A 23,716-nucleotide genomic window follows, 5' to 3' on the forward strand; every position below is an offset into this window, starting at 1 on the left:
ATAACCCGGCGTTGCGCTGTCACAGGCAACGTCGAATGTTTGCAAACGCCCGAGTATGGCGGGCGCGTTGAAAACCCAAGGAAGAGATTTGATGTAAATCAAGTTAACGGGCATTGCATGGGAGCAGTGTGGACCTGTGCTGGTACTCAATCCGGCATTGGCGCATGGGCTGGCAACAGGTGATTGATCAGCTGCAGGCGTCGAAGCCCACTCTTTCTGGAGGCAGACCATGAGCCAGTATCAACGGCTGTTGCTGATCATCGACCCGGCGTTACGCCACTCCCCCGCTATAAACCGTGCTGCCGCCTTGGCCAAGGCCAGTGGCGCGACCTTACATATCGCCGCGTTGATAAAACCTGTGGAAACCCTCTTGTTGCTCGAAAAAAATATTCAGGAGAAGGTCCGCGAAAGTTACTTCAAGGACCACAGTGAGTGGCTTAAGGATGAAGCCACAAGAATGCGCGTGAGAGGCATCGACGTCACTACCGAGGTGACGTGGGCTGACGACACAGAGTACGAAATCCTCCAGCACGTCACGAAAATACAGCCTGACCTGCTGATCAAGGACGTGCAGCATGAACCTGCGATCAAGCGGGCCTTCATCACTCCGATGGATTGGTACCTGCTTCGCGAGTGTCCGGTCCCGGTCTATCTGGTCGGTGCGACCGGTCATACGTTGCCGCACAACATCGTCGCTGCTGTTGATCCTTCACGGCCTGAGTTGCAGGAAAGCGGCCTCAATGACCGGATTATTCAGGAAGCGAACAGCCTGGCGCTCCAGTGCGACGCGGAACTGCACCTGCTGCATGCCTATGACGTGTCATCGGTTTATCTGGGCGATGCGGGCGGTGGTGGCCTGGCGCTGACGAATCTGACCAAGGAGCTGAGAAACGTGCTGGAGAAGTCTTTTCTCACGCTTGCGGACCACTACGGCGTGCCACCTGATCGGCGGCACTTCATCCTTGGACAACCGGTCTCGGTGCTCGCCGAATTCGCTAGCCAGCATCAGGTGGATGTCATCGTGATGGGGCGAATCCACCGCCACGGGCTGGAGAAGTTGATCGGCAGTACGACCGAACATATTTTGTACCAGACGTCCTGCAGCATTCTCGCGGTTTAGGCCGGGGCCAACATTGATGCACGGCGCTCCGAGCATTTCGACGACCTGTTCCGCGACGGGTAACTCGACACCGTGCTGTGAGGTAAATCATGCATTCGCCGACTATCAAGAAAACGCCGGTCGACTGCCCGGTGGTACCTAACTGGCTCGACAGCGCGCAAGCCCGTGAGGCTTTTTCCTGGCAGACGGAAGCCGGCGAGTTGGCCGGATTGCCGGGGGGTGGATTGAATCTCGCGTATGAGGCGGTCGACAGGCATGCCATGGGAGCGCACAGGAAGCATACGGCCTTGCGTATTATTGATCGCAACGGTGGGCCCAGAGACATCAGCTTCGCCCAATTGAGCAGCATGACCAACCGTTTCGCCAATGTCCTGAAAACACTGGGCGTTGGTCCGGGCGACCGCCTGTTCGTGCTCAGTGGCAGAGGGCTGGAACTGTACCTGAGCGTACTCGGTGGTCTGAAGAATGGCTGCGTGGTTTCGCCGCTATTTTGTGCGTTCGGTCCAGAGCCGATTGAGACTCGCTTGCGCCTCGGTGAGGGCAGTGTGCTGATCACCAGCGAGACACTTTACCAACGCAAGGTCGCAGGTATCCGTGAACGTTTACCGGCACTCAAACATGTGTTGCTGTACGACGAAAATGGCGGCAACACCACACCTGTGGAAGGGACGCTCAGTTTGCACCGATTGCTGGCTGAGGCAGGCGAAGACTTCAACATTGCACAGACCACGGCCGATACCCCCGCGCTTTTACACTTCACCAGCGGTACCACGGGGACCCCGAAAGGTGTGCTGCATGTACACGGTGCAGCACTGACCCACCGGGTTACCGGAAAATACGCCCTGGACCTGCACCCTGAGGATATTTATTGGTGCAGTGCCGATCCCGGCTGGGTCACCGGCACCTCATACGGCATATTCGCCCCCCTGCTGCTGGGCGTGACCAGTGTGGTCGACAGCGGCGAGTTCGATGCAGAACGCTGGTATCGCCTGCTCGAAAAACAGCAAGTCACTGTCTGGTACACCGCCCCGACGGCGATCCGCCTGCTCATGAAAGCCGGCGCAGAATTGGCGCGTGACCATCACTTTCCGCATCTGCGTTTTATTGCCAGTGTCGGTGAACCGCTCAATCCCGAGGCCGTCTGGTGGGGCCTGGAGGTACTGGGCTTACCGATCCATGACAACTGGTGGCAGACCGAAACCGGCGGCATCATGATTGCCAATACAGTGTCCATGGACATCAAACCGGGTTCTATGGGCAAACCGCTGCCGGGCGTTGAGGCGGCCATTGTTGCACGCGGCAAAGACGGAGCATTGGCGTTTCTCGGTGATGAGGAGGTTGGCGACCTGGCCCTGAAAAAACCATGGCCCGCCATGTTCCGTTCCTATCTGGGACAAGAGGCGCGTTACAGCCAGTGCTTTGTCGGCGACTGGTACTTGAGTGGCGATCTGGCGCGTCGTGATGCTGATGGCTATTACTGGTTCATTGGTCGCAGCGACGATGTGATCAAGTCGGCCGGGCACCTGATCGGTCCTTTCGAGGTTGAAAGTTCGCTGATGGAACACCCGGCCGTGGCGGAGGCTGCAGTGATCGGCAAGCCCGATCCTTTGCTGGGTGAAACGGTGAAGGCCTTTGTCTCACTCAAGAGCGGTTTCACTCCCAGCCAGGCCCTGCACGATGAGCTGATGGGCCATGCGCGTAAACGCCTAGGCGCCGTGGTGGCGCCCAAGGAGCTGACGTTTCTGCCGGACCTCCCGCACACGCGCAGCGGCAAACTCATGCGGCGTCTGCTCAAGGCACGGGAGCTGGGGCTGCCTGAAGGCGATACCTCCAGCCTGGAGAACCCGGGATGAGCATTGAGCCGCTGCCTTATACGCGAGATTTTGCTCTCGATCTGCTGCGCGACATGCTGCGAATTCGTCGGCTTGAGGAGCGCGCCGCCGAACTGTACGGGGAGGGAAAAATCCGAGGCTTCCTGCACCTGTATATCGGCGAAGAAGCCGTGGCAGTTGGCGCTCTGCATGCGCTCGCGGCGAACGATGCGGTGGTCGCTACCTATCGCGAACATGGGCATGCGTTGATCAAGGGTGTGCCCATGACGGCGATCATGGCCGAGATGTATGGCCGGCAGGAGGGATGCTCGCGAGGACACGGCGGTTCGATGCACCTGTTCGACGCCAGGACACGCTTCTTCGGTGGCAATGCCATCGTTGCCGGCGGTTTGCCGCTGACGGTGGGGCTGGCCCTGGCCGAAAAACTGCAGAGTGGTTCACGGATTGCCGCGTGCTTCTTTGGGGAAGGGGCGATGGCGGAAGGAGCCTTTCATGAGTCAATCAATCTGGCGGCACTGTGGAAATTGCCGATGCTGTTCTGCTGTGAGAACAACCTCTATGCCATGGGCACTGCGCTTGAACGTTCGCAGTCGCAAACTGATTTGTGCGCCAAGGCCTCGGCGTACAAGGTTGCCACTCAATCGGTCGACGGTATGGACGTGGTCGCGGTGTACGAGGCCACCCGTGCAGCGGTGGAACAGATTCGAGCAGGGCACGGGCCGTTTTTCCTGGAGTTCCGGACCTATAGATTTCGGGCCCACTCGATGTTCGACCCAGAGTTGTACCGGGACAAGGCAGAGGTTGAGCAATGGAAAGCGCGCGGGCCGATTCATACCTACAGTGCGCGGCTCAAGGCCCAGGGCTTGCTGGACGAAGCGGGCTTTCTCGCCATCACCGTCCAGGTAGAGGCTGAGGTAGAGGCTGCCGTCGTGTATGCCGAGGCTGGCAGCCTGGAGCCGGTTGAGGACCTGTGTCGAGATGTTTATACACCGGAGTCGGCCTCGTGAGCCGCCGCACGACGTACCGCGAGGCACTGCGCGAGGCGATGCGCGAAGCCCTGCAGCGCGATGCCCGGGTATTTTTGATGGGTGAGGACGTCGGTCGATACGGTGGCAGTTATGCCGTCTCCAAGGGGATGCTGGCTGAGTTTGGCCCGGAGCGCATACGCGACACGCCATTGTCCGAATTAGGCTTCGTCGGTGCCGGCATTGGTGCCGCGCTGGGGGGGATGCGGCCAATCGTCGAAATCATGACCGTGAACTTCAGTCTGCTCGCCCTCGACGCGCTGATGAACACGGCGGCAACCCTGAGGCATATGTCTGGCGGGCAGTTCTCTGTACCCCTTGTCCTGCGAATGGCTACGGGGGCCGGACGCCAGCTCGCGGCGCAGCACTCCCATAGCCTGGAAGGCTGGTACGCGCACATTCCCGGGCTGAAAATCCTCGCCCCGGCCACCCTCGAAGACGCCCGCGGAATGCTCTGGCCCGCACTCCTCGATCTCGATCCGGTTCTGATTTTCGAGCATGCCCAGCTCTACAACCAGGAAGGTGAGCTGAGTGAGGGAGCGGAAGTGGACATACGCTCCGCCAAGGTCCGTCGGGAGGGTAGCGATCTGTCATTGATCACCTACGGCGGTACCCTCGGCAAGGCGCTGGCGGCTGCCGAGCAACTGGCCGATGAGGGTATTGGCGTCGAAGTCATTGACCTGCGCGTCCTGCGACCACTGGACGACGTGACGATCATGGCTTCGGTCTGCAAAACCCGTCGAGCGTTGGTGGTCGACGAAGGTTGGCGCAGTGGCAGTCTTGCCGCCGAGATTATTGCGCGGATCGTCGAACAGGCATTTTTCGAACTGGATGCGCCGCCCTTACGCGTCTGCGGCGCCGAAGTGCCGACGCCGCATCCCCGGCATCTCGAAGAGGCGGCGCTACCACAAGTGTCGATGATCGTTGCCGCCGCACAGAGCTTGTGCCGAGGGCCATGACCATGATTGCAACAGCTGACCCAGGGCGGGAGTACCCATCATGATCGAATTCGACCTGCCATCCCTGGGTGCCGATATGGACGAAGGCACCTTGCTGGAGTGGAAGATCCATCCCGGTGACAAGGTCCATCGCGGACAGGTGATCGCTGTCGTCGATACTGCTAAGGCCGCCGTGGAGGTGGAGTGCTGGCATGATGGCACGGTCTTTGAACTGCTTATTGGCGTCGGGGCCAAGGTTCCGGTAGGGACACCGATTGCCACGTTGCTGGAGCCAGGGGAGACCTTGCCAAGCGTGCGACCCACACCAACGCCTGCACCTGTTGAAACGCCCGTCACCGCGCTGATTGAGGGAACAATGGCATCAGCCAGCCGCCCACGGGTATCGCCAGCGGCGCGCAAGCGGGCGGCCGAACTGAGTATCAACGTCGATGAGTTGAAAGGCAGCGGCCCACAGGGCGTGGTCACCCTGGAGGACGTTGAGGATGCTGGCCGTCAGGCTGAGCCGACCGATCGCAATCGGGCCATGCGGCATGCCATTGCTGTGGCCATGAGCCGCTCGAAACGTGAGATTCCCCATTACTACCTGTTTGAGACCATCCCCTTGGGAAATGCCATGGCGTGGCTGCAGGCACACAATGCTCAAAGCAAGCCGCAGCAACGCGTATTGCCGAGTGCCTTGTTGCTCAAGGCTGTCGCGGTGGCCCTGCGTGAGCTGCCGCAACTCAATGGCTTCTGGAAAAACAATGCTTTCCAGCCGGCAACCGGGATCCATCTGGGCGTAGCGATCACCCTGCGCCAAGGTGGTTTGGTCGCTCCAGCACTGCACGATGTCGCCGACAAGACACTGACACAGGTGATGAGTGAACTCGCCAGTCTGGTGGAACGCGCGCGCAACGGCTCCCTGCGCAGTTCAGAACTGAGCGACGCAAGTGTGACGGTCACTCAACTCGGTGACCAGGGTGTGGACAGTGTGCTTGGCGTGATCTATCCGCCCCAAGTGGCGCTGATCGGCTTTGGTCGCATCTGCGAGCGGCCTTGGGTTCGGGACGGCCAACTGTGTGTGATGCCTACCGTTGTCACTAGCCTGGCGGCCGACCACCGTGCCAGCGATGGGCACTATGGCGCACGCTTCCTGGGTGAAGTTCGTCGCGTATTGCAAACGCCAGAGAATCTTTGAGCCGGAGCATCTATGAGGAGTAGACAGTGGACCAGCAACTCATCCGTAGCCACGTGCTGATCGCCCTGAAGAGCATTGCTCCAGAAGTCGAAGCGGAGCGTTTACGCAATGACCGGCCACTTCGCGAGGAGGTCGATCTGGACTCGATGGACTGGCTGCGCTTCATCGCAGCCGTGTATCAGCGGGTAGGGGTCAACATTCCTGAAGTCGATTACCAACGTGTGAGCACGCTGGATGCGCTCGTCGCTTATCTGGCGCAACACGGGGCATCAGACGCAGAGCATCCGTTGGCCCGGAATTGATGAAAGTCAAAGTAACAGGGGATCGCGCGGTGCAAGCTGAACTGCAGTTATCGGCCGGCGGGCCAGCAACTCAGGCTGTCAGCCAAGAACCGTCCGGCGCTATTTGGCGAGGCATACCACCTATAGGAGGTTGTCAAATGACTCATTATCCCTCTATGCAAACCACGTTGCGTGACAGGACTGCTGCGGGCCAAAGCTTGGTGGAGCCACTGCTGAAATACCGTCGAAGGCCCGATGTGATTGTCCTTGCGTTGCCTCGTGGCGGGGTTCCGGTCGCGTATGAAATCGCCACTGCACTGGAAGTCCGTCTGGACCTGATGCTGGTCCGCAAGCTCGGCGTTCCGTTCCACGAGGAATATGCAATGGGCGCCATTGCCAGTGGCTCCATACGGATAATCAACGAAGACGTCGTTCGGACTAACCATATCGATCAACGCACAATCGAGAGTGTGGTCGCGCGGGAAACGACGGAGCTGCTGCGTCGTGAGCGCGTCTACCGTGGAGCACGTCCTGCTTTGGATCTGCATGGCCAAGTGGTGATTCTGGTCGATGATGGCTTGGCCACAGGCGCTTCCATGCGGGCGGCGATACAAGCCGTACTTCTGCAAAAGCCCTCACGGATCGTCGTTGCGGTACCGGTGGCGTCGTTTGATACCGCAGAGGTATTGCGTGGCGAAGTGGATGAGGTCGTTTGCCCGATGGAACCCGAGTGGCTGGTATCGATCGGCAATTGGTACATGGACTTTTCTCAGACCTCGGACGAGGACGTCATCAACCTGTTGCAGCAGGCCTGGAGCAGAGAATCCAAGTCAGCACACTGACCCCTCTGGAGAATCCCGATGTTTAAGCCGCAGTATCGAAAACTGGACTTGGCAGATGTGGACTTATCAGCCGATTTGCGCCTGCCGAAAAACGCTATCGGGTTGGTGGTGTTCGTTCATGGCAGCGGCAGCAGTCGTACAAGCCCGCGTAACCAGCAGGTTGCGCAGTACCTGTCCGAGCGAGGTTTGGGCACGTTGCTGTTCGATTTACTGACCGACGAGGAGCAAGTCCTGGACCGCCTGACACGGGAACTGCGCTTTGATATCCCGCTGCTGACCAGACGGCTGGTGGGTGTGATCGACTGGATAGAAGGCAGTGCTGAACTGAGACCCTTGCGTATCGGCCTGTTCGGGGCGAGCACCGGAGCTGCGGCAGCGCTGTTGGCGGCGGTAGAGCGGCCTGACGTGGTGCATGCCGTGGTCAGCCGAGGAGGGCGGACTGACCTGGCCGGGCCGGCGCTGGGGCGGGTAAAGGCGCCAACCTTACAGATCGTTGGTGGTGAGGACCTGCAGGTGCTCGATATGAACCGCGAAAGCGCCGATGCCCTGCAGTGTGAGCAGCGCCTGGAAGTCGTCGCGGGCGCCACCCACCTGTTTGAAGAACCCGGAACTCTTGAGGAAGTCGCCAGACTGGCTGGCGACTGGTTTGAAGTGCATCTGCGCACGCCGGTAACAAAAACACCGTCCCGATAAAGCTTTTCATCCGTTGATGGGGATCACACACCAAAGGGAAACATGTCGTCTTCCGGTTCCACGCTTTGGCTTGACGGCAGTGGAATCGCGGTCACTGCTTGCGTCTGTTCAATCCAGACCATGGCGTCGAATTGCTCGGCCAGCACGGCCTTGAAATAATGGCTGCTGCGCTCGCTCTCAGGTCGGTAGATCACACCGATGGCCCGCTCAAGCAGTGGCGTGGACAGCGCCTGGCGCAAATCTTCGCGCAGGGGATCGCGCCAGTCGGTCAATGACGCGGCGACGCCCGCTTCAAGAAACTGATGCTCCCAACTGTCCGCACGCGAAGGGCGGACGTCCTTGATGTGCATGTCGCCGTCCCAGTCATCGGCTGCGGCCACCTGGCCACGGTCTGTGCTCATGCCTATAAGCACAACGTCGCGTCCATAAGCGGTGCGGCACAGTTGGCCGATATTGAACTGGCCCTCCCAGCCCATTTCCGTGGCGGCTGCGTTGCCAATATGAGAGTTGTGCGCCCACACCACAGCCTTGGCTTCAGGTCCTCGATGCTTGAGCAGCGCGCGCAAGGTATCGAACATGTGCCTGTCACGCAGATTCCAGGAGGCTGACGTCCCGCGATAAATGGCGCGGTAATATTGTTCCGCCGCCTGAACGACCGTGGCATTTTGTGTGGCATTGAAGAATGCTTCGTCGTCTTTGATAAACCCGGCCAATTGCTCGGCCAGCATGGCATTGAGTTGCTCGACCACGGGTTGCTCACAGGGCATTACGCCACCACGTTCGACAAAGTGGCCGTACAGCGCAGGATCATCTTGCCAAGGTGTCAGGCAGCCATAACGTCGCCGTGCTTCGTGCGCAAGCTGAGGGTCGACCCGGTCCAGGTAGTTCAAGACCTCGCGAATGGAGTTGCGCAAACTGTAAACATCCAGTCCGCGGAATTCGACGCGCAGTTCGGGCGCCTTCTGATGATTGTGATGATGTAGCCAGCGGGCGAATGCCTGCACATCGGTATTACGCCACATCCAGACCGGGAATCGACTGAACACGTGGCGTTTCCAGGCTGAGGGCGCCAGCCCGCGAACATAACGGTCGACATGGCCCGCGTCCGGCCAATCCGCTTCGACAGCAACGATAGTGAACCCATGCCGTTCAATCAGACGTTTCGTGATGGCGGCTCGGGTTCGGTAAAAGTCGGAGGTGCCATGGCTGGCTTCACCGATCATCACTACGCGAGCGTCGGCATAACGGTCGAACATTTCGCCGAAGTCCTCTGAATCCAGCGCGGGTAGCGGTTCTGCGCATTGGCGCAATAGGGGCGCAATGGGGGGCTGGGTACCGCTGCCATGGGGGCCTGTGAATGTCTTCAGTATGTTCTGCAAAGGTGAGTTCATGACCGTCATCCCGATGAGTGTGGGTTACTCGACGTGCAGCGCTTTTTTTGAATCTTGCGTTGATCCTCCGCTTCAGGCGCTGCCTCTTTGCTCATTCCTACGCCTGGATTCAGGCGATTGTTTGAGTTGCATCAACAACGGGCGCAATAAAACCCATGATCTGCTCTGCGGCCATTCACTACGGGTGCTTTCATGAACTCTGATCTACATCAAGGAGCGGCTGGCAGGATAGGCAATGCTCGTTATTACGCCCATTGCCACGCCCACGTGTCGGTACCGCGCCATGACGCCCACCGGAGTACCCCTCAAGAGCCTGTTGCCAGACCCGGAGTCGTCACCGGCAACACTCGGACACGTGGTCAGTAATGATCAGATTGCGGCGATTTTCGATGATATTGCCGACCTGCTGGAAATCGAGGATGCCAATCCTTTTCGTATCCGGGCCTACCGCAATGCGGCGCGGACCCTAAGGGCTCTGGCGCTTGAGCTTGCGCGGGTGATCGGACGGGGTGAAGAGCCGCCCAAGTTGCCAGGTATCGGGGTTGATCTTGCGGGCAAAATCAAAGAAATCGTAGCCACAGGCGACTGTGTGCTGCGCCAACGGTTACGTCTGACGTTACCGTCCGGGCTGGTTGAACTACTGTCTGTCGCCGGTCTGGGCCCTAAACGGGTGAAGCACCTCTATCACGATCTGGGCATCGAAACCGTGCAGCAGCTGTGCCAGGCGGCCAAAGAGGGGCGCATTCGTCATCTGCATGGCTTCGGTGCAAAGATGGAGGCTCGACTGTTGGAGGCTGCGCAGAAGGGGATCGGCGTAGACCGGCGTCTGCCGTTGGCCTTTGTCGCCCCCATCGCGCAAACGCTGATCGATTATCTGCAGAAAATCCCCGGCGTGGTTTCAGCCACAGTGGCCGGGAGCTTGCGGCGCATGCGCGATACCGTCGGCGATATCGATATTCTGGTTGCTGCCGAGCCCTCGGTTGAGGTCATGACCTCTTTTCTCAAACATCCGGACATAGCGACCGTACTGGTTCACGGTCCTACTCGCGCCAGTGTGGTGCTGAGCACCCGGTTGCAAGTTGACCTGCGCGTGGTCAAACCGTCGGCCTACGGCTCAGCCCTGGTGTATTTCACCGGCAGCAAAGCGCATAACATCGAAATTCGTCAATGGGCGCAGAAACAAGGTCTGAAACTTAGCGAATATGGCGTGTTCAAGGAAAAAAAGCGCATAGCCGGCGCTACGGAGTTTTCCGTGTACCAGGCCTTGGGGCTGGAATGGATCGCGCCGGAATTACGCGAAGCCCGTGGCGAAGTTGCTGCGGCTCAAGCAGGTCGACTGCCCAAGCTGATTGAGTTGCGCGATCTGAAAGGGGACCTGCATGCCCACACGTCGGCGTCCGACGGCGGCAGTAGTCTCGAAGACATGGCGCTTGCCGCGCGTGCGGCCGGGTTGGAATATTTGGCAATCACCGATCACTCACAACACCTCAGGATCGCCCACGGTCTGGATGCCGACCGATTACTGAGGCAAATCGACCAGATCGATGCACTCAACGAACGTTTGTCGGGCATTACCTTGCTCAAGGGGGTTGAGGTGGACATTCTCGAGGAGGGCGATCTGGACCTCCCGGATGACATTTTGCGGCGTCTGGACCTGGTGGTCGGTGCCGTGCACAGCCATTTCGGCCTGACGCTACGCCAACAGACTCGCCGCTTGCTGCGTGCGATGGAGCATCGTTATTTCACGATTCTCGCGCATCCTTTGTGCCGCTTGATCAACGAGCGAGAAGCACTGGTCATTGACCTGCCCGAGGTCATCAAGGCAGCAAAACAGCGTGGTTGCTGCCTGGAGCTGAACGCGCAGCCGCAACGCATGGACATGATCGACCTGCAGTGCCATTACGCCAAGGATCAAGGCGTGATGATTTGCATCAACTCGGATGCGCACCGGACCGCTGACTTCGCAAACTTGCAGTATGGCGTCGGTCAGGCACGACGCGCCTGGCTGGAGAAACACGATGTCCTCAATACACGTTCGCTGGTCGAACTGAGAGGGTATCTGACGTCATGTTCTGGCAAGGGATAAGCCTGTTTGCGGGCGACTCGGTGCGATTTTAAACAGTGGTTTATTGGTTTACGCCTCGGCATGCAGCCGAATCAAGGGGGCTGAGATGAGGGCGCGCGTGGATCAGGTCTCGACGGTTGATTACGTTCACCCGGACGGCGTGACGGCAAAGATTCATTTTATATGGGGTGCAACAGATGACCTGGTCCCGAAGGGGCTGCGTATCACCGTGAAATTCGCCGATAGAAAAATCCATATCCTCCGGGAAAAGGCTGTTTACCGGAGCTTCGACGAAGCCAAAAAGCAGGGGATAAAACTGGCTGCCGGCGTTATTGACCTGCTCGGCGAGCCGCTAGGTTGAATACAGCCCCGGAGAGGATGGCAAGCAGACTTTCGCCGTCTCTATGAAAGACATCACGAGCCAGGAACCATGACTACGATGAAAGTGCTTTCTCTGTCCAAGGTATACCAGCTGCTTGAACCGGGCCCGGTGGTCTTGCTGACGACCGCGAGCGGTGGGTGTAGCAACGTCATGACTTTGTCATGGCACATGATGGTCGAGTTCGCGCCGCCATTGGTGGCCTGCATCGTGAGCAGCGCCGATTACAGTTTCACGGCATTGCGCGCGACCAAGGAGTGCGTCATCGCCATCCCGGCGCTGGAGCTGGCACCCAAGGTGGTTGAGGTCGGCAATTGCTCTGGGCGTAATGTCGACAAGTTTACGAAGTTCGGACTCACGCCGATACCCGCGCATGAGGTTGCGGCGCCTCTGGTTGCAGAGTGCTTCGCCAATCTCGAATGCAAGGTGGTGGATACGAGGCTGGTGAACAAATTCAATCTATTTGTGCTCGAGGTGGTAAAGGCGTGGATCGATCCAGAGCAGAAGGCCCCCAAGACGATCCATCATCAGGGCTACGGTCGGTTCGTGGTCGACGGAGAGACGATCACATTGGACTCGAAAATGCCCTGACAATGACTAAACACCTGACAGATCCGGGATATGGATCGGCAGCCGATGAGTCTATTTGCGAGCAACCATCAACCGTGGCCCGGCCCCCGCGGGGTTGAGGGACATTAGCGCCGGAAACTCTTCAGGCGTCAGTGTTTCTTTTTCCATCAGGAGTTTGGCGCCAGTATCCAAGTCAGCCCGTCGACTCTCAAGCAACTCCTTGGCGCGACTGTAGGCTTCATCGAGTAAGGCCCTGATGCCGAGGTCTATTTCCCGTGCAGTTTGCTCTGAGTAGTCCTTCTGGCCCAATCCCGGTATATGGTCGCTCAGGTACGTGGGATTTTGCCGCTCCAGTACCGACTGACCAAGCTCTGCGCTCATGCCGAAGCGGGTAATCAGTTGTCGGGCTATATCAGTGGCCCGGGTCAGGTCGTCAGCGGCGCCTGTCGAGATCTGACCATAGGCGATGAACTCGGCAGCACGACCGGCCATCAACACTGCGATACGATCCTTGAGCATCTGGCAACTGATGAGGAAGTGATCCTCTGTCGGGCGTTGCAGGGTATAGCCCAGCGAGCCGATGGAGCGGGGGATAATCGAGACTTTATGCACTGGGTCCATTCCCGGCAAGGTTCCGGCAGCCAAGGCATGGCCCATTTCGTGGTAGGCGACTACCAGGCGTTCCGCGGGCTGCAGCAAGCTGCTCTTGCGCTCCACGCCGGCGACGATACGCTCCACCGCCGCCGTAAAGTCATCCAGACTGACCGCCTGGGCCCCGCGACGGGTTGCGACAATCGCGGCTTCGTTGATCAGGTTTGCCAAGTCTGCGCCGGTGAAACCGGTGGTGATCTCGGCAATGCGTTCACAGTCGGCGCTGGGCTCGGCGGTGATGTTTTTGATGTGCACTTTGAGAATAGCGACTCGCCCCTTGCGATCCGGGCGGTCGATGAGAACTTGACGATCAAAGCGGCCGGCCCGCAGCAGTGCCGGGTCGAGAATTTCCGGGCGATTGGTGGCCGCCAGCAGTACCACGCCTTCGCGAGGATCGAAGCCGTCCAGTTCTGCCAATAGCTGGTTTAGCGTCTGTTCTTTTTCGTCGTTGCCCCCAAACGCGCCAACGCCCCGCATCTTTCCCAGCGCGTCCAGCTCGTCGATGAATATGATGCACGGCGCAGCCTGTCGAGCTTGCTCGAACAGGTCGCGCACCCTGGCTGCGCCGACGCCGACGAACATCTCGACGAATTCGGAGCCCGAGATGGAAAAAAATGGCACCCCGGCTTCTCCTGCGACGGCCTTGGCGACCAGGGTCTTGCCGGTACCTGGAGGGCCGACCAGCAAAATGCCCTTCGGTATGTGGGCGCCCAAGCGGGCGTACTTGGCTTTATCCTTCAAAAAGGACACCACCTCCACAAGCTCTGCCTTGGCTTCGTCGATGCCCGCCACATCAGCGAAGGTGATCCCTGTATCGCGCTCGACGAATATTTTCGCCCTGGATTTACCGACGTTCATCATGCCACCGATGCCTTGTTTATCGGCGAGGCCGCGAAACAGAAAGTGCCAGACCACCATGATCATGACGAAGGGCAGAAGCCAGCCCAACAGCGCATTCAGAAGTGTATTTTCGTTGACACCGGAGAAGCTGACATTGGATTGAGCAAGCTCTGTGGCCAAGGTGGAGTCAACCCGGACCGTCGAGAACTGGTTGTGCCCATTGATCGGTTCTTGCAGTTTTCCGCTGATATGATCCTTCTCGACGCTCAGCTCGCTAACTTTGTGTTCATTGAGCAACTGAAGGAATTGGCTGTAAGGAATCGACTCCACTGCCGCCCGTCCGGCAAACAAGAACTGGACCAGTGTCAGCGCAACAAAGGCAATAAAAAAATATGAAATATTCAACTGATGGTTCTTCTTCATGGCCTTCGCTCAAGGGTGAACAACGAATGTGGACATCAGCCCGTTACAACGCAACATAAGGTCATTCAGCCGCTTTTGGGCGAACGTGGATACCGTTCAACTTTAGACCCGCAGCCACCGATCAGCTTGATGTAAATCAACGTGGCCCTTTGTCTTGAGTTTGTTCAATTCGAGTAAGCCGTGCCGGGGCATGACACAGGTCGAGGGCGGTGGACAGATCGTCGTACCGATTGATATATATCAACGCGATCAGCCGCGAAGAGGAAGAACATAATTTTTTGAGTGCTTTGCCCCATCGTTATGGAGTGTTCGGATCTGTTTTTTGGCGTTTATGAGTGCTCAGGAAGGTCTATGAACGCTGATCATTTAGAAAAATCCGAGAGTCAGGCCATCGTCTCGACAGGTCTGAGCAAGTGGTTTGGCGAAGGCGATGTGCGAATGACGGCCGTGGACAACGTTGAATTTGTCGCGCATTTTGGCGAAATGGTGTTCATCGTCGGTCCCTCTGGCAGTGGAAAGACCACCTTCTTGAGCATGATTTCTGGCATTTTGCGTCCCAACACCGGGACGGTGACGGTCAACGGCGCAGACATCTGGGCGTTGAGCAGCGATCAATTGGCTGACTTTCGCCTGAACACCATTGGCTTCGTATTCCAGGACTATCACCTGTTTCCGCGACTGACGGCTGCCGAAAATGTCGCGATCCCGCTGATCCTCAAACATCACGATTGGGATGACTCCATCGCTCAGGCTACGAAAAGCCTGGAAGTGGTCGGCCTCAAGGGTCGGGGGGATGTGCTACCGGTAAAACTTTCAGGAGGAGAGCAGCAGCGGGTCGCCATTGCTCGTGCCATTGTCAGCAGCCCGCAGATACTTATTCTTGATGAGCCGACAGCCTCGCTCGACGGTGACACCGGCAGGATGATCATCGCCTTTGTGAAGGAGAAGGTCCTCAACAAAAGCCGTTGCATCCTGATCGTCACCCATGACGCGCGGATCAACGAGTATGCGGACCGCATCATCCATATGGAGGATGGTCGCATTAAGGATGTCGATGGGGGTACTGAATGAGGAACAAGATTCTGTTCGCACTTGCTGTGCTGGGTGTGTTGGCCGGGCTTACAGCCGCTTACATTCTTGGCAGAGAGGCAAAAGCGTTACCCCCCGTGTTCAAGCCAGCCAGCAGCCCCTATGAGACTGCCATTTTTGCCAATGGCATCATTGAAGGCGAGCAGTCGGGTGGTTCGAACATTGTGATTTACCCGCAAGTGTCTGGGCCTGTCACCCAGGTATTTGTGCATGAAGGTCAGGTCGTGTCGACCAGGATGCCATTGCTGAGCATCGACGACTCAGTGCCCAGAGCCAACCTTGAGTTGGCTGAGTCCAATTTGAAAACGGCCCGTGACCAATACCAAAAGCGTCTTGCCTCTTACACGATTGATCCCAAGTCGATCAGTAAGGACACGCTGGATACGGCAAAAGACCTTGAGGGACAAGCAAGTGCAGCCCTGAAAGCCTCCAGTGCATTACTCCAGCAATATACAGTCAGGGCGCCAGTGGAGGGTGTGATATTGGCCGTCAATACCACTGTTGGCAGCTATGTATCGTCTCAGGGTGCATACGACACGTACATCCAGGGGTTCAGTCCGCTGGTGGTCATGAGCGCTTCTGTGGCTACCCTGGCTGTGCGCTGTTATGTGGACGAGATACTGATTTCGCGTTTACCTGCTCCGGACCATATTCGTGCGCAAATGTCTATTCGCGGCACGGACATAAAAGTCCCCCTGGAATTCGTTCGCGTTCAGCCTTATGTGTCGCCGAAAATCGAGCTGTCTAATCAACGTCAGGAGAAAGTTGATCTCCGGGTGTTACCAGTCATTTTCAGGTTCCAGAAAAAAGACTTTCCGGGGCTGTATCCGGGGCAACTGGTAGATGTCTTCATAGGGCAGAAATAATGCGCAAGCCCTGCAGTTCATTGCCTCGCAAACCTCTGGGTTTACTCAAGGGCATTGCATGGCCGATCATCAGTATTGTGTTCATGAATGCCTGTACGGTCGGTCCTGATTTCTCACGCCCGGAACCGCCTGCGCTGAGCCGCTACACGCAGGATCCGATGACCCGCACCGTCACGGCAGAAGGGCAGGCGCAACACTTTCTGTCGGGCTCCGAAGTGCCCCACGATTGGTGGCGACTGTTCAAATCCGAGCCGTTGAATGCGACTGTCCGTCAGTCGATCTCCCACAACCTTACCCTTCAGGCGGCGGAAGCAAGCTTGCGTCAAAGCCAGGACAATCTCCGCGCCGGGTATGGTGTGTTCTACCCGCATGTTGACGCCCGTTTTGGTGCTTCTCGTGAATTAAGCGCCCCGATACAACAGGGTTCGACGGTGCCCGGTTCGATTTTTAACGTGGTGACCCTGAGTGGAACCATCAGTTATGCGCTCGATGTCTTTGGTGGCGAGCGGCGAACAGTCGAGGGCTTGCAAGCCCAGGTCGACCGTCAGTTGTACCTGAACAAGGCGGCGTACCTGACCTTGACCGCGAATGTCGTCAACACCTCCATTGCTCGCGCCGCTTATGCCGCACAAGTGCGTGCGACCGAGCAGCTTATTGCGCTTGAAAACGAACAACTTCAGACCACCGATGTCCAGGTTCGCGCCGGTACAGCGCCTTACTCGTCCGTGCTGAGCCTGCGCAGCCTGATCGCCACGAATGAAGCGGCGCTACCGGCGCTAAAACAGAAAATCAGTCAAACCGAACATTTACTGGCGACGCTTGAAGGCGTGGTGCCGACTGACGTCATATTGCCCGACATTGATTTGGCGGGACTTGCATTGCCCCAGGATTTGCCTGTCAGTTTGCCGTCCGCGCTGGTCCGTCAACGCCCGGACATCCTGTCCTCCGAAGCACAATTGCACGTGGCTAGCGCCAACATCGGGGTTGCAACGGCCGCCCTTTTTCCCAGCTTCAGCTTGAGCGGAACCTACGGGACCGGCAGCTCCAGCCTGGGCTCACTGATTGGCGGGGGAAACAGATTCTGGAGCATAGGGCCTGCGGTTGATGCGCCTTTGTTTCAAGGCGGCAGCTTATGGTATGGCCGCCAAGCGGCGATAGAGGCGTATCAGCAAGCCGCCGCAACCTATCGACAAATCGTCTTGGAGTCGTTTGCACAGGTCGCCGACGCACTGCGGGCGCTGGAGTTCGATGCGCAAGCCCTGCAAAAACAAGGGGAGGCGCAGGCGACGGCCGAAGAGGCGCTTCAGGTGTTGCAAGTCAGCTATCGGTCGGGGCTGGTGACCTACCTGGACTTGCTGGTGGCGGACATACAGCTTCATGAAGTAAATATTGCTTATCTTCAAGCACTCGCCCAACGCCATCAGGACACGGTTGCGCTGTTCGTCGCGCTGGGGGGCGGCTGGTGGAATACGCCGGGTTCTGTCAGCCATGAGCACGCGCCATGAAGTACGCCGGCATCTTGCGAATCGGTTTCAAGCTGTTGGTGAATGACAAGGCCAAGTTTTCTGCCTTGCTGATAGGGATCACCTTTTCTGTATTTCTAATGATGCAAATGACCGCCATGTTCGCGGGCATCCTGAACCGCGCTTACTCGACCGTGACCAACATTGGGGCGACGATGTGGGTCATGGACCCGGCGGTCAATACCCCGACCAGTACCATCCCGCTCCCTGACTATTTGCTCGACGCCGTACGCAGCATGGATGAGGTCAGTTACGCGGTCCCCATCTTTATTGGTGGCGCGCAGGTCAGGCTGGACAGCGGAACCTATCAATCTGTCAGCGTTATCGGTCTGGACGACTCCAGTCTATTCGGCCGTCCTGAACTTGAAGAGGGACACATCGAAGACATCTATGCTGACAACGCCTTCATCATGGTGCATGACGCTGAGTTTTCCAAACTGGAGAATCCGAAGGTGGGTACCTCATTCGAACTTAATGACCATCGTGGCACGATCGTCGCTATCGCCAAGGTTGCTGCCAGTGGGCTGACGGGCGTACCGACGCTCTACACAACCTATCGACGTGCCATCGAATACATCCCGACCACGCGGTTCACCGTTTCTTACATATTGCTTCAACCAAAGAACACAGAGGACGTGGCGAGTATTCAAAAGCAAGTGGATCAATTGGGTTATGTCGCGCTGACCAAGGACGAGTTCAACCAGCACATTACCCATTTTTACATCTACCAGACGGGGGTGGGCGTCAACATCTTGATGATGACCATTATCAGTTTTCTCGTCGGACTGTCGATCTCCGGGCAGACCTTCTACACCTTTATCCTGGAAAATCTGGACAAATTTGCTGCCTTGAAAGCTATCGGTGCGAAGGGGCGCGAGCTGATTTATATGATCCTGTTTATGGCGACGTTTACGGCGATGACCGGTTATGGACTGGGCATTGGCCTGGTCACGTTAATGATTTCTATCGCACGATCCAATGTGCCGAACTATGCGGCCATCATCACCTTCTGGAACCTGGGGCTTGCGTTCGGCATGGTGCTATTGATCGCCGGAGTTTCCAGTTATGTGGGGATACGCAAGGTCCTCAGAATCGAGCCTTTCGATATTTTCAGGGGATAACAGCCTTGAAAAAAGTGCGGAAAAGATTGAAGTGGAGGAGGGTGCAGCCTGTCCGCGTCAGGTTTGACAAATATCAAGATGCCCAAGGGTAGAACGGAGGCACATTGAAGCTCGTATGCAGCAATAGCTCACTCTCGGGGGGCAAGACGATGGACAAGTATCAGCAGAGTCAGAAGAACAAAATTTTCAAAGAAGGCACCCATGATCCCTACCGGATGGAACATGTCAGCGGCACGGCGCTCTGCCCACAGTGCGGCGCACTCTATCAGGAAGGCAACTGGACGTGGCATATCCCGGAAAGCACTATCGTCGGGGATGCAGAAGAGACTGTTTGCCCTGCGTGTCGGCGCATTGCAGACGACAGGCCCGCTGGCACGTTGAAGCTCTCTGGAAAATTTTTGCACGACCACCAAGAGGAGATTTTGAACCTGATCCACCACACGGAGGAGGTGGAGAAAGCCGAACACGCTCAGGAAAGAATCATTAAAGTGGTTGAAGTGGATGATACGCTCGAAGTGACTACCACAGGCATCCACCTTGCCAGCCGTATAGGTCATGCACTTAATGCAGCTTATAAAGGCAACTCTCACTACCACTACAGTGATGATGAAACCCACCTCACGGTAAATTGGGAGCGGCTATAACGTAGTCACGTGCCGACCGCCAGGGTCCAGGAGGGTCATGGCGGTCCGCCCCGTTTAGCTCCGACGCGCTGCACGCTCAGCCGCCAGCAGTTCCACATAGAGTTCGGCATAGGGTTCTATCGCCTTATGCCAATTGAACGGAGCGGCCATGGCGCGGCAACGCATGGCATTGAGCAGCTCAGGATTGGCGAAGACCTTGATCGCCCGCGTCAGCGCTTCGGCGTAGCTTTCCACGGTCGATTCTTCGAACAGAAAACCAGTCACGCCATCTTCAATGGTGTCGGCCAACCCCCCTGTTTTACGGGCCACCGGCAAGGAGCCAAAACGCTGGGCATACATCTGGCTCAAGCCACAAGGCTCATAACGCGAAGGCATCAGCAAGAAATCGCTGCCGGCAAACATGCGTCGGGCATCCGTTTCGTTGAACCCGATGCGCACCCCGATCTGGCCCGGGAAACGCAGGGCCAGTGCGCGCATGGCATCCTCTTCCTCCGGTTCGCCGCGACCGATGATCGCAATTTGCCCGCCTTGATTGACGATATGCTCGGCAACACCGATGGTCAGGTCCAGGCCTTTCTGGAAGACCAGGCGCGATACCACAGCGAACAAAGGACCCGTGGAAGGCTCAAGCTCGAACAACTCACGTACATGGTCGGCGTTGATTTCCTTGCGCTGCCATTCGTTTGGGGCAAACCGGCAAATCAAGTGTTCATCGGTTTCCGAATCCCAACTGGCGTCGATGCCATTTGGAATCCCGCTGAGCAGTCCTTGCCTGGCCTTGCTTTGCAGAAAGCCTTCCAGACCACAGCCAAAGGCCGGCGTGGTGATTTCCTTGGCGTAAGTCGCACTCACGGTGGTGATGTGGCTGGCATAAGCCATGCCTGCCTTGATGAATGAGAGCTTGCCGTAGAACTCCATGCCGTCGGCGCCCAACGCCTGGTCAGGAATACCCAGTTCGCGGCTGGAGCCGGTGCTGACCGTGCCTTGATACGCCAGGTTGTGGATGGTGAAGATGCTCGGTGTGGCCTGACCCCGCCAGCGCATATACGCCGGCGCCAATCCGGCAGGCCAATCGTGGGCATGCACCAGTTCCGGGCACCACTGGGTTTTTACCGCGCCAGCGGCGAAGTCGGCTGCGGCCAGGCCGAGGCGGGCAAAGCGGATATGGTTGTCAGGCCAGTCACGGCCGTTGTTATCACCGTATGGCGTGCCTTCACGTTCGTACAGTTCGGGGCAGATCAGTACGTAAATGACCAGACCGTCTTTCATGTCCATGCGCCCGATCTTACACGGTGGCAGGGCTGCATGACCGCCCAGCTCGCTGATGACATGGATCGGGTTACCACTGTTGAGCACTTGCGGGTAGCCGGGAATCAGCACGCGTACATCGTGCAGGTGGCGCATGGCTCGCGGCAGTGCGGCAGACACATCGCCCAAACCTCCGGTTTTCACCAGATCAGCCAACTCTGAGGTCACGAACAGAACTTTTCTTCTGTGGGTCAGGGTAATACTTGGCTGTGAAGTCGGCAGTTGCAGCAGTGGAACGCTGGTCGAAGCGAAGGCCTGTGGAGCGACCTGCTCGCTGGCTGGCGGGTTAAAACGCGCTCCCTTCTGGGGGATGACGGCAACGCCCATAATCTTTTCCTTTCACTATCAAGTCGAGGGAGCATTGATGCACTTTTGTTAATGATGCAAACGCTTGATGGTAAACAGGGCGATCAAAGGGTCTCTGTGTTCGAAAACCGTAACCGTGTGTTTTTTCAATCAAGCAGGATAAAAGAGCGTGCATTGGTTATATCGGTGGTCGGAGAAACGCACCGTTATTCCTATAGATAATTAACAAATAATCTCATCCCTAACACCTCAACGAATGCTCAATACGTAATCGATCAACTGTTCGGCTTCTTCCTGACTAACAGGTGTGCGCGCATTGGCAGAGGGCATTTTTATAGATCCCCAATGGTAGGGAGCAGAGGCGGTGTCCGTGCCGGTTTGGACGACACGAACAAGCATGGGCTTGGCATTTTTAAGCCCATGAAAACGGCGGGAAATATCGCGAAAAGATGGCCCTATCGCTTCAGTCTTCACGCTATGGCAGGCAGTGCATCCCTTGGCGTCTGCCAGCGCCGCCCCTTCAGTAGCATAGGCGGTACCGACCTGGGCGAAAATGATAATCGACGCTATGCACCATGGCTTATTGATCATGATAAATCCCTCTCTTGCGCACTCGCGCTGTGCACTACTCCCGCCTACCACTGTCATGAAAGGAGTACCCAATTGTTGGCAGATTTGCATGGGCCTGTTCTGCGGGTGTTGATCTAGATCAATTAGCGCCCTTTGAATATTGAGACCTGTGAATCGGGGCATGTAGGTGCGCCGTCTCTGATGCGGGGTCAAGATTTTGTCCCCGTGTGGAGGTCATCCAAATTGTCCCTGAGCGCCATCTTTGACTTCGATCAAGCGCCGTTGGCGAGTAAGGGCAACAGTACTGACTGTGGCGCGATTGAGCGCCGTTGTTCAGTGTCGAAAAATGTCTTTTCCTATCAGCGCAACAACCGTCAGAAGAGGATTTTGTCATGGCTCATTCCCTAAAAAAAATGCCTGCCCAGGCCAATGAACCGAACCGGGACGTTGCGATCAGTACGAATGCATCGCATCCGTTTGAACAGCTTCGTCGTCAATTCGACCACCTGTTCCAGGACTTCAATAATCTGCCTTCGTTGCTGTCTTCGAGGCGCAGTGGATTTGACCTTGATCCGCTCTTCTCGGGCGATTTCGTCGGGCTGCAATCGCCCGCTGTCGACATTGTTGAAAACGAAAAAGATTTTGAAATCACCGCAGAAGTACCTGGCGTGGACGAAAAAAATCTGACCGTGAAAGTCGTCAACGGCAATTTGCAGATCAAAGGCGAAAAAAGAGAGAACAAGGAAGACAAATCCGGGAGCTACCACCTGACCGAGCGCCGTTACGGTTATTTTGAACGGACCTTCAGCCTGCCCAAAGGGGTGGACGCAGATAAAATTCAGGCACGTTTCAGTAAGGGCGTGTTGACCGTCAATCTGCCGAAGAAACCCGAAGCGATGAAGCCTGAGAAAAACATCAACATTGAGCTGGACTGACGTTTTTGGCGCTTGTCCATGATCTAGCCGGCGGGCGATACCTGTGCTTTTGCGGCATTGAGTATCGTCCAGCCGGTGATCCTCGACGTTAACAGGGCTCCGCCCATTGAGGTGTGAAATGGCACAGCGTCAACGTCTACTGTTGATTGCGCCTTGTAAAATGACTCACAGCCCGGCGTTTGAAAGGGCTGCGGCCTTGGCCGAGGCAATGGATGCATCACTCTCCATCGTCGCTTTTGCCTATTTCGAGACGATGGAAACGTTTAATTTGTTAGACACGCAGGGACGTGAAGCAGCCCGCGAGAGCCGTCTCAAACTATTCCATAACTGGTTGGACAGCGAAACGGCGCAGCTAAGGCACCAAGGGCTGGAGACGTCTTTCGAGGTTGTCTGGGCTCCGCGCTCGGCGCTTGATATATGCCGATACATCAGCGTTTCCAACGTCGATTTCGTACTCAAGGATTTGTATGCCGAGTCAGCGGTCAGGCCCTTGAGTCTTTCAGACCTGGATTGGCAGTTGTTGCGCGGAAGTCCAGCGCCGGTTCTTCTTGTGACGGATGCCAGGCACCCCCATCCTCGGAAAATTCTGGCAGCTGTCGATATTCTTCATGAAGATCCTCATGTTCAACAGTTGAACGACTCGATCATTGAAACTGCGGGACGTCTAGCGCAAGCATGCCACGCATGTTTGCACCTGTTATCCGTGTATGACCGGTCGGTCCAGCCTTTAGCGGACATTGATGAGCCACATGTAGCGACGCCCCCCAGTTACGAGGAAGAGGAAGCGCTGTTCAACGCGCTTGCCGATAAATACGCAATCGACGAGGAACATCGGCATTTCATCGCAGGGGCGGCTGCCAATGTGATCAACACTTATGTCGCTCGGTGCAACTACGACATCTTGGTCATGGGAACGGCGAACCATCGCCCCCTCGACATGCTATTAGGGCGTACGGCTGACATAGTTCTCGATCATCCGCCTTGTAACGTTCTTGTATTAAAGCCTTTTGCCGTGGGGCGACCGAACGACCAGGACGTGTCGGCAACAACGCCCAATACGTTGTCGATGAAAAAATAAGGGCTGCTAAATGAGGCCTCGCAGGCGT

Annotated in this window: 22 protein-coding genes; 18 read left to right on the top strand and 4 right to left on the bottom strand. The window is 57.0% G+C overall.

What is annotated here, in order from left to right; genetic code table 11:
- Window positions 1-229 precede the first annotated feature (229 nt).
- From RHM55_RS25515 to RHM55_RS25550, 8 genes are all read left to right on the top strand, one after another.
- Window positions 230-1,120, top strand: coding sequence for a universal stress protein (locus RHM55_RS25515; protein ID WP_322178890.1), 891 nt, complete (start codon window positions 230-232; stop codon window positions 1,118-1,120).
- Between the two features lie 89 nt (window positions 1,121-1,209).
- Window positions 1,210-2,973, top strand: a complete 1,764-nt coding sequence (gene acsA, locus RHM55_RS25520) for an acetate--CoA ligase (protein ID WP_322178891.1) — start codon at window positions 1,210-1,212, stop codon at window positions 2,971-2,973.
- Window positions 2,970-3,959, top strand: a complete 990-nt coding sequence (gene pdhA / locus RHM55_RS25525) for a pyruvate dehydrogenase (acetyl-transferring) E1 component subunit alpha (RefSeq protein ID WP_322178892.1) — start codon at window positions 2,970-2,972, stop codon at window positions 3,957-3,959. The genes acsA and pdhA overlap by 4 nt, the downstream gene beginning before the upstream one ends.
- A 38-nt stretch (window positions 3,960-3,997) precedes the next feature.
- Window positions 3,998-4,936 (top strand): pyruvate dehydrogenase complex E1 component subunit beta, encoded by a 939-nt coding sequence (locus RHM55_RS25530; RefSeq protein ID WP_322183116.1) that lies wholly within the window; start codon window positions 3,998-4,000, stop codon window positions 4,934-4,936.
- Window positions 4,937-4,976: 40 nt separating this feature from the next.
- On the top strand, window positions 4,977-6,113 hold the full coding sequence (locus RHM55_RS25535; RefSeq protein WP_322178893.1) for a dihydrolipoamide acetyltransferase family protein: 1,137 nt from the start codon (window positions 4,977-4,979) through the stop codon (window positions 6,111-6,113).
- 26 nt (window positions 6,114-6,139) lie between these two features.
- Window positions 6,140-6,415, top strand: coding sequence for an acyl carrier protein (locus tag RHM55_RS25540; protein ID WP_322178894.1), 276 nt, complete (start codon window positions 6,140-6,142; stop codon window positions 6,413-6,415).
- A 137-nt stretch (window positions 6,416-6,552) separates the two neighbouring features.
- Window positions 6,553-7,236: a phosphoribosyltransferase gene (locus tag RHM55_RS25545; protein ID WP_322178895.1), complete on the top strand. Its 684-nt coding sequence runs from the start codon at window positions 6,553-6,555 to the stop codon at window positions 7,234-7,236.
- A gap of 18 nt (window positions 7,237-7,254) precedes the next feature.
- Window positions 7,255-7,929 (top strand): alpha/beta hydrolase, encoded by a 675-nt coding sequence (locus tag RHM55_RS25550; protein ID WP_322178896.1) that lies wholly within the window; start codon window positions 7,255-7,257, stop codon window positions 7,927-7,929.
- A 23-nt stretch (window positions 7,930-7,952) separates the two neighbouring features.
- On the opposite strand, the gene RHM55_RS25555 is transcribed toward RHM55_RS25550, so the two are convergent.
- On the bottom strand, window positions 7,953-9,320 hold the full coding sequence (locus tag RHM55_RS25555) for an erythromycin esterase family protein (protein ID WP_322178897.1): 1,368 nt from the start codon (window positions 9,318-9,320) through the stop codon (window positions 7,953-7,955).
- 235 nt (window positions 9,321-9,555) lie between these two features.
- On the opposite strand from RHM55_RS25555, the gene polX reads away from it, so the two are divergent.
- The 3 genes from polX to RHM55_RS25570 all read left to right on the top strand — a co-directional run bounded on the left by polX (window position 9,556) and on the right by RHM55_RS25570 (window position 12,355).
- The gene (polX, locus tag RHM55_RS25560; protein ID WP_322178898.1) at window positions 9,556-11,406 is read left to right on the top strand and encodes a DNA polymerase/3'-5' exonuclease PolX; all 1,851 of its coding nucleotides are present in this window, start codon (window positions 9,556-9,558) and stop codon (window positions 11,404-11,406) included.
- A 97-nt stretch (window positions 11,407-11,503) separates the two neighbouring features.
- The gene (locus RHM55_RS25565) at window positions 11,504-11,746 is read left to right on the top strand and encodes a hypothetical protein (protein WP_322178899.1); all 243 of its coding nucleotides are present in this window, start codon (window positions 11,504-11,506) and stop codon (window positions 11,744-11,746) included.
- Window positions 11,747-11,815: 69 nt separating this feature from the next.
- On the top strand, window positions 11,816-12,355 hold the full coding sequence (locus tag RHM55_RS25570; RefSeq protein WP_322178900.1) for a flavin reductase family protein: 540 nt from the start codon (window positions 11,816-11,818) through the stop codon (window positions 12,353-12,355).
- A 51-nt stretch (window positions 12,356-12,406) separates the two neighbouring features.
- Here the strand turns inward: RHM55_RS25570 and ftsH are convergent, their stop codons facing one another.
- Window positions 12,407-14,248 carry an ATP-dependent zinc metalloprotease FtsH gene (gene ftsH, locus RHM55_RS25575; protein WP_322178901.1) on the bottom strand — a complete coding sequence of 614 codons (1,842 nt, stop codon included), beginning with the start codon at window positions 14,246-14,248 and terminating at the stop codon, window positions 12,407-12,409.
- A gap of 351 nt (window positions 14,249-14,599) precedes the next feature.
- Between ftsH and RHM55_RS25580 the strand changes: the two genes are divergently transcribed.
- The 5 genes from RHM55_RS25580 to RHM55_RS25600 all read left to right on the top strand — a co-directional run bounded on the left by RHM55_RS25580 (window position 14,600) and on the right by RHM55_RS25600 (window position 19,491).
- On the top strand, window positions 14,600-15,319 hold the full coding sequence (locus RHM55_RS25580) for an ABC transporter ATP-binding protein (protein ID WP_322178902.1): 720 nt from the start codon (window positions 14,600-14,602) through the stop codon (window positions 15,317-15,319).
- Window positions 15,316-16,203 carry an efflux RND transporter periplasmic adaptor subunit gene (locus RHM55_RS25585; protein WP_322178903.1) on the top strand — a complete coding sequence of 296 codons (888 nt, stop codon included), beginning with the start codon at window positions 15,316-15,318 and terminating at the stop codon, window positions 16,201-16,203. Before RHM55_RS25580 ends, RHM55_RS25585 begins: the two co-directional genes overlap by 4 nt.
- Complete coding sequence (locus RHM55_RS25590; RefSeq protein WP_322178904.1) at window positions 16,203-17,708, top strand: efflux transporter outer membrane subunit; 1,506 nt, start codon at window positions 16,203-16,205, stop codon at window positions 17,706-17,708. The genes RHM55_RS25585 and RHM55_RS25590 overlap by 1 nt, the downstream gene beginning before the upstream one ends.
- On the top strand, window positions 17,705-18,847 hold the full coding sequence (locus RHM55_RS25595) for an ABC transporter permease (RefSeq protein WP_322178905.1): 1,143 nt from the start codon (window positions 17,705-17,707) through the stop codon (window positions 18,845-18,847). The genes RHM55_RS25590 and RHM55_RS25595 overlap by 4 nt, the downstream gene beginning before the upstream one ends.
- Before the next feature lie 149 nt (window positions 18,848-18,996).
- On the top strand, window positions 18,997-19,491 hold the full coding sequence (locus tag RHM55_RS25600; protein WP_322178906.1) for a BCAM0308 family protein: 495 nt from the start codon (window positions 18,997-18,999) through the stop codon (window positions 19,489-19,491).
- A gap of 54 nt (window positions 19,492-19,545) precedes the next feature.
- Here the strand turns inward: RHM55_RS25600 and glgA are convergent, their stop codons facing one another.
- On the bottom strand, window positions 19,546-21,126 hold the full coding sequence (glgA, locus tag RHM55_RS25605) for a glycogen synthase GlgA (protein WP_416151996.1): 1,581 nt from the start codon (window positions 21,124-21,126) through the stop codon (window positions 19,546-19,548).
- Between the two features lie 228 nt (window positions 21,127-21,354).
- Window positions 21,355-21,696: a c-type cytochrome gene (locus tag RHM55_RS25610; RefSeq protein ID WP_322178907.1), complete on the bottom strand. Its 342-nt coding sequence runs from the start codon at window positions 21,694-21,696 to the stop codon at window positions 21,355-21,357.
- 371 nt (window positions 21,697-22,067) lie between these two features.
- Here RHM55_RS25610 and RHM55_RS25615 point away from each other — a divergent pair, with 371 nt between their 5' ends.
- Both RHM55_RS25615 and RHM55_RS25620 read left to right on the top strand, forming a co-directional pair.
- Window positions 22,068-22,610, top strand: a complete 543-nt coding sequence (locus RHM55_RS25615) for an Hsp20/alpha crystallin family protein (RefSeq protein ID WP_407074648.1) — start codon at window positions 22,068-22,070, stop codon at window positions 22,608-22,610.
- A gap of 118 nt (window positions 22,611-22,728) precedes the next feature.
- Entirely contained in the window at window positions 22,729-23,688 is a 960-nt protein-coding gene (locus RHM55_RS25620; protein ID WP_322178909.1) for a universal stress protein, read from the top strand.
- Window positions 23,689-23,716 lie beyond the last annotated feature (28 nt).

The organism is Pseudomonas sp. MH9.2, from assembly GCF_034353875.1.
Taxonomy (GTDB): domain Bacteria; phylum Pseudomonadota; class Gammaproteobacteria; order Pseudomonadales; family Pseudomonadaceae; genus Aquipseudomonas.

Bases quoted from the DNA above. Each gene is read 5' to 3' on its own strand.
- RHM55_RS25515 (WP_322178890.1), top strand. From the start codon at position 230: ATGAGCCAGTATCAACGGCTGTTGCTGATCATCGACCCGGCGTTACGC.
- acsA (WP_322178891.1), top strand. From the start codon at position 1,210: ATGCATTCGCCGACTATCAAGAAAACGCCGGTCGACTGCCCGGTGGTA.
- pdhA (WP_322178892.1), top strand. From the start codon at position 2,970: ATGAGCATTGAGCCGCTGCCTTATACGCGAGATTTTGCTCTCGATCTG.
- RHM55_RS25530 (WP_322183116.1), top strand. From the start codon at position 3,998: ATGCGCGAAGCCCTGCAGCGCGATGCCCGGGTATTTTTGATGGGTGAG.
- RHM55_RS25535 (WP_322178893.1), top strand. From the start codon at position 4,977: ATGATCGAATTCGACCTGCCATCCCTGGGTGCCGATATGGACGAAGGC.
- RHM55_RS25545 (WP_322178895.1), top strand. From the start codon at position 6,553: ATGACTCATTATCCCTCTATGCAAACCACGTTGCGTGACAGGACTGCT.
- RHM55_RS25550 (WP_322178896.1), top strand. From the start codon at position 7,255: ATGTTTAAGCCGCAGTATCGAAAACTGGACTTGGCAGATGTGGACTTA.
- RHM55_RS25555 (WP_322178897.1), bottom strand. From the start codon at position 9,320: ATGAACTCACCTTTGCAGAACATACTGAAGACATTCACAGGCCCCCAT.
- polX (WP_322178898.1), top strand. From the start codon at position 9,556: ATGCTCGTTATTACGCCCATTGCCACGCCCACGTGTCGGTACCGCGCC.
- RHM55_RS25570 (WP_322178900.1), top strand. From the start codon at position 11,816: ATGACTACGATGAAAGTGCTTTCTCTGTCCAAGGTATACCAGCTGCTT.
- ftsH (WP_322178901.1), bottom strand. From the start codon at position 14,248: ATGAAGAAGAACCATCAGTTGAATATTTCATATTTTTTTATTGCCTTT.
- RHM55_RS25580 (WP_322178902.1), top strand. From the start codon at position 14,600: ATGAACGCTGATCATTTAGAAAAATCCGAGAGTCAGGCCATCGTCTCG.
- RHM55_RS25585 (WP_322178903.1), top strand. From the start codon at position 15,316: ATGAGGAACAAGATTCTGTTCGCACTTGCTGTGCTGGGTGTGTTGGCC.
- RHM55_RS25590 (WP_322178904.1), top strand. From the start codon at position 16,203: ATGCGCAAGCCCTGCAGTTCATTGCCTCGCAAACCTCTGGGTTTACTC.
- RHM55_RS25595 (WP_322178905.1), top strand. From the start codon at position 17,705: ATGAAGTACGCCGGCATCTTGCGAATCGGTTTCAAGCTGTTGGTGAAT.
- RHM55_RS25600 (WP_322178906.1), top strand. From the start codon at position 18,997: ATGGACAAGTATCAGCAGAGTCAGAAGAACAAAATTTTCAAAGAAGGC.
- glgA (WP_416151996.1), bottom strand. From the start codon at position 21,126: ATGGGCGTTGCCGTCATCCCCCAGAAGGGAGCGCGTTTTAACCCGCCA.
- RHM55_RS25610 (WP_322178907.1), bottom strand. From the start codon at position 21,696: ATGATCAATAAGCCATGGTGCATAGCGTCGATTATCATTTTCGCCCAG.
- RHM55_RS25615 (WP_407074648.1), top strand. From the start codon at position 22,068: ATGGCTCATTCCCTAAAAAAAATGCCTGCCCAGGCCAATGAACCGAAC.
- RHM55_RS25620 (WP_322178909.1), top strand. From the start codon at position 22,729: ATGGCACAGCGTCAACGTCTACTGTTGATTGCGCCTTGTAAAATGACT.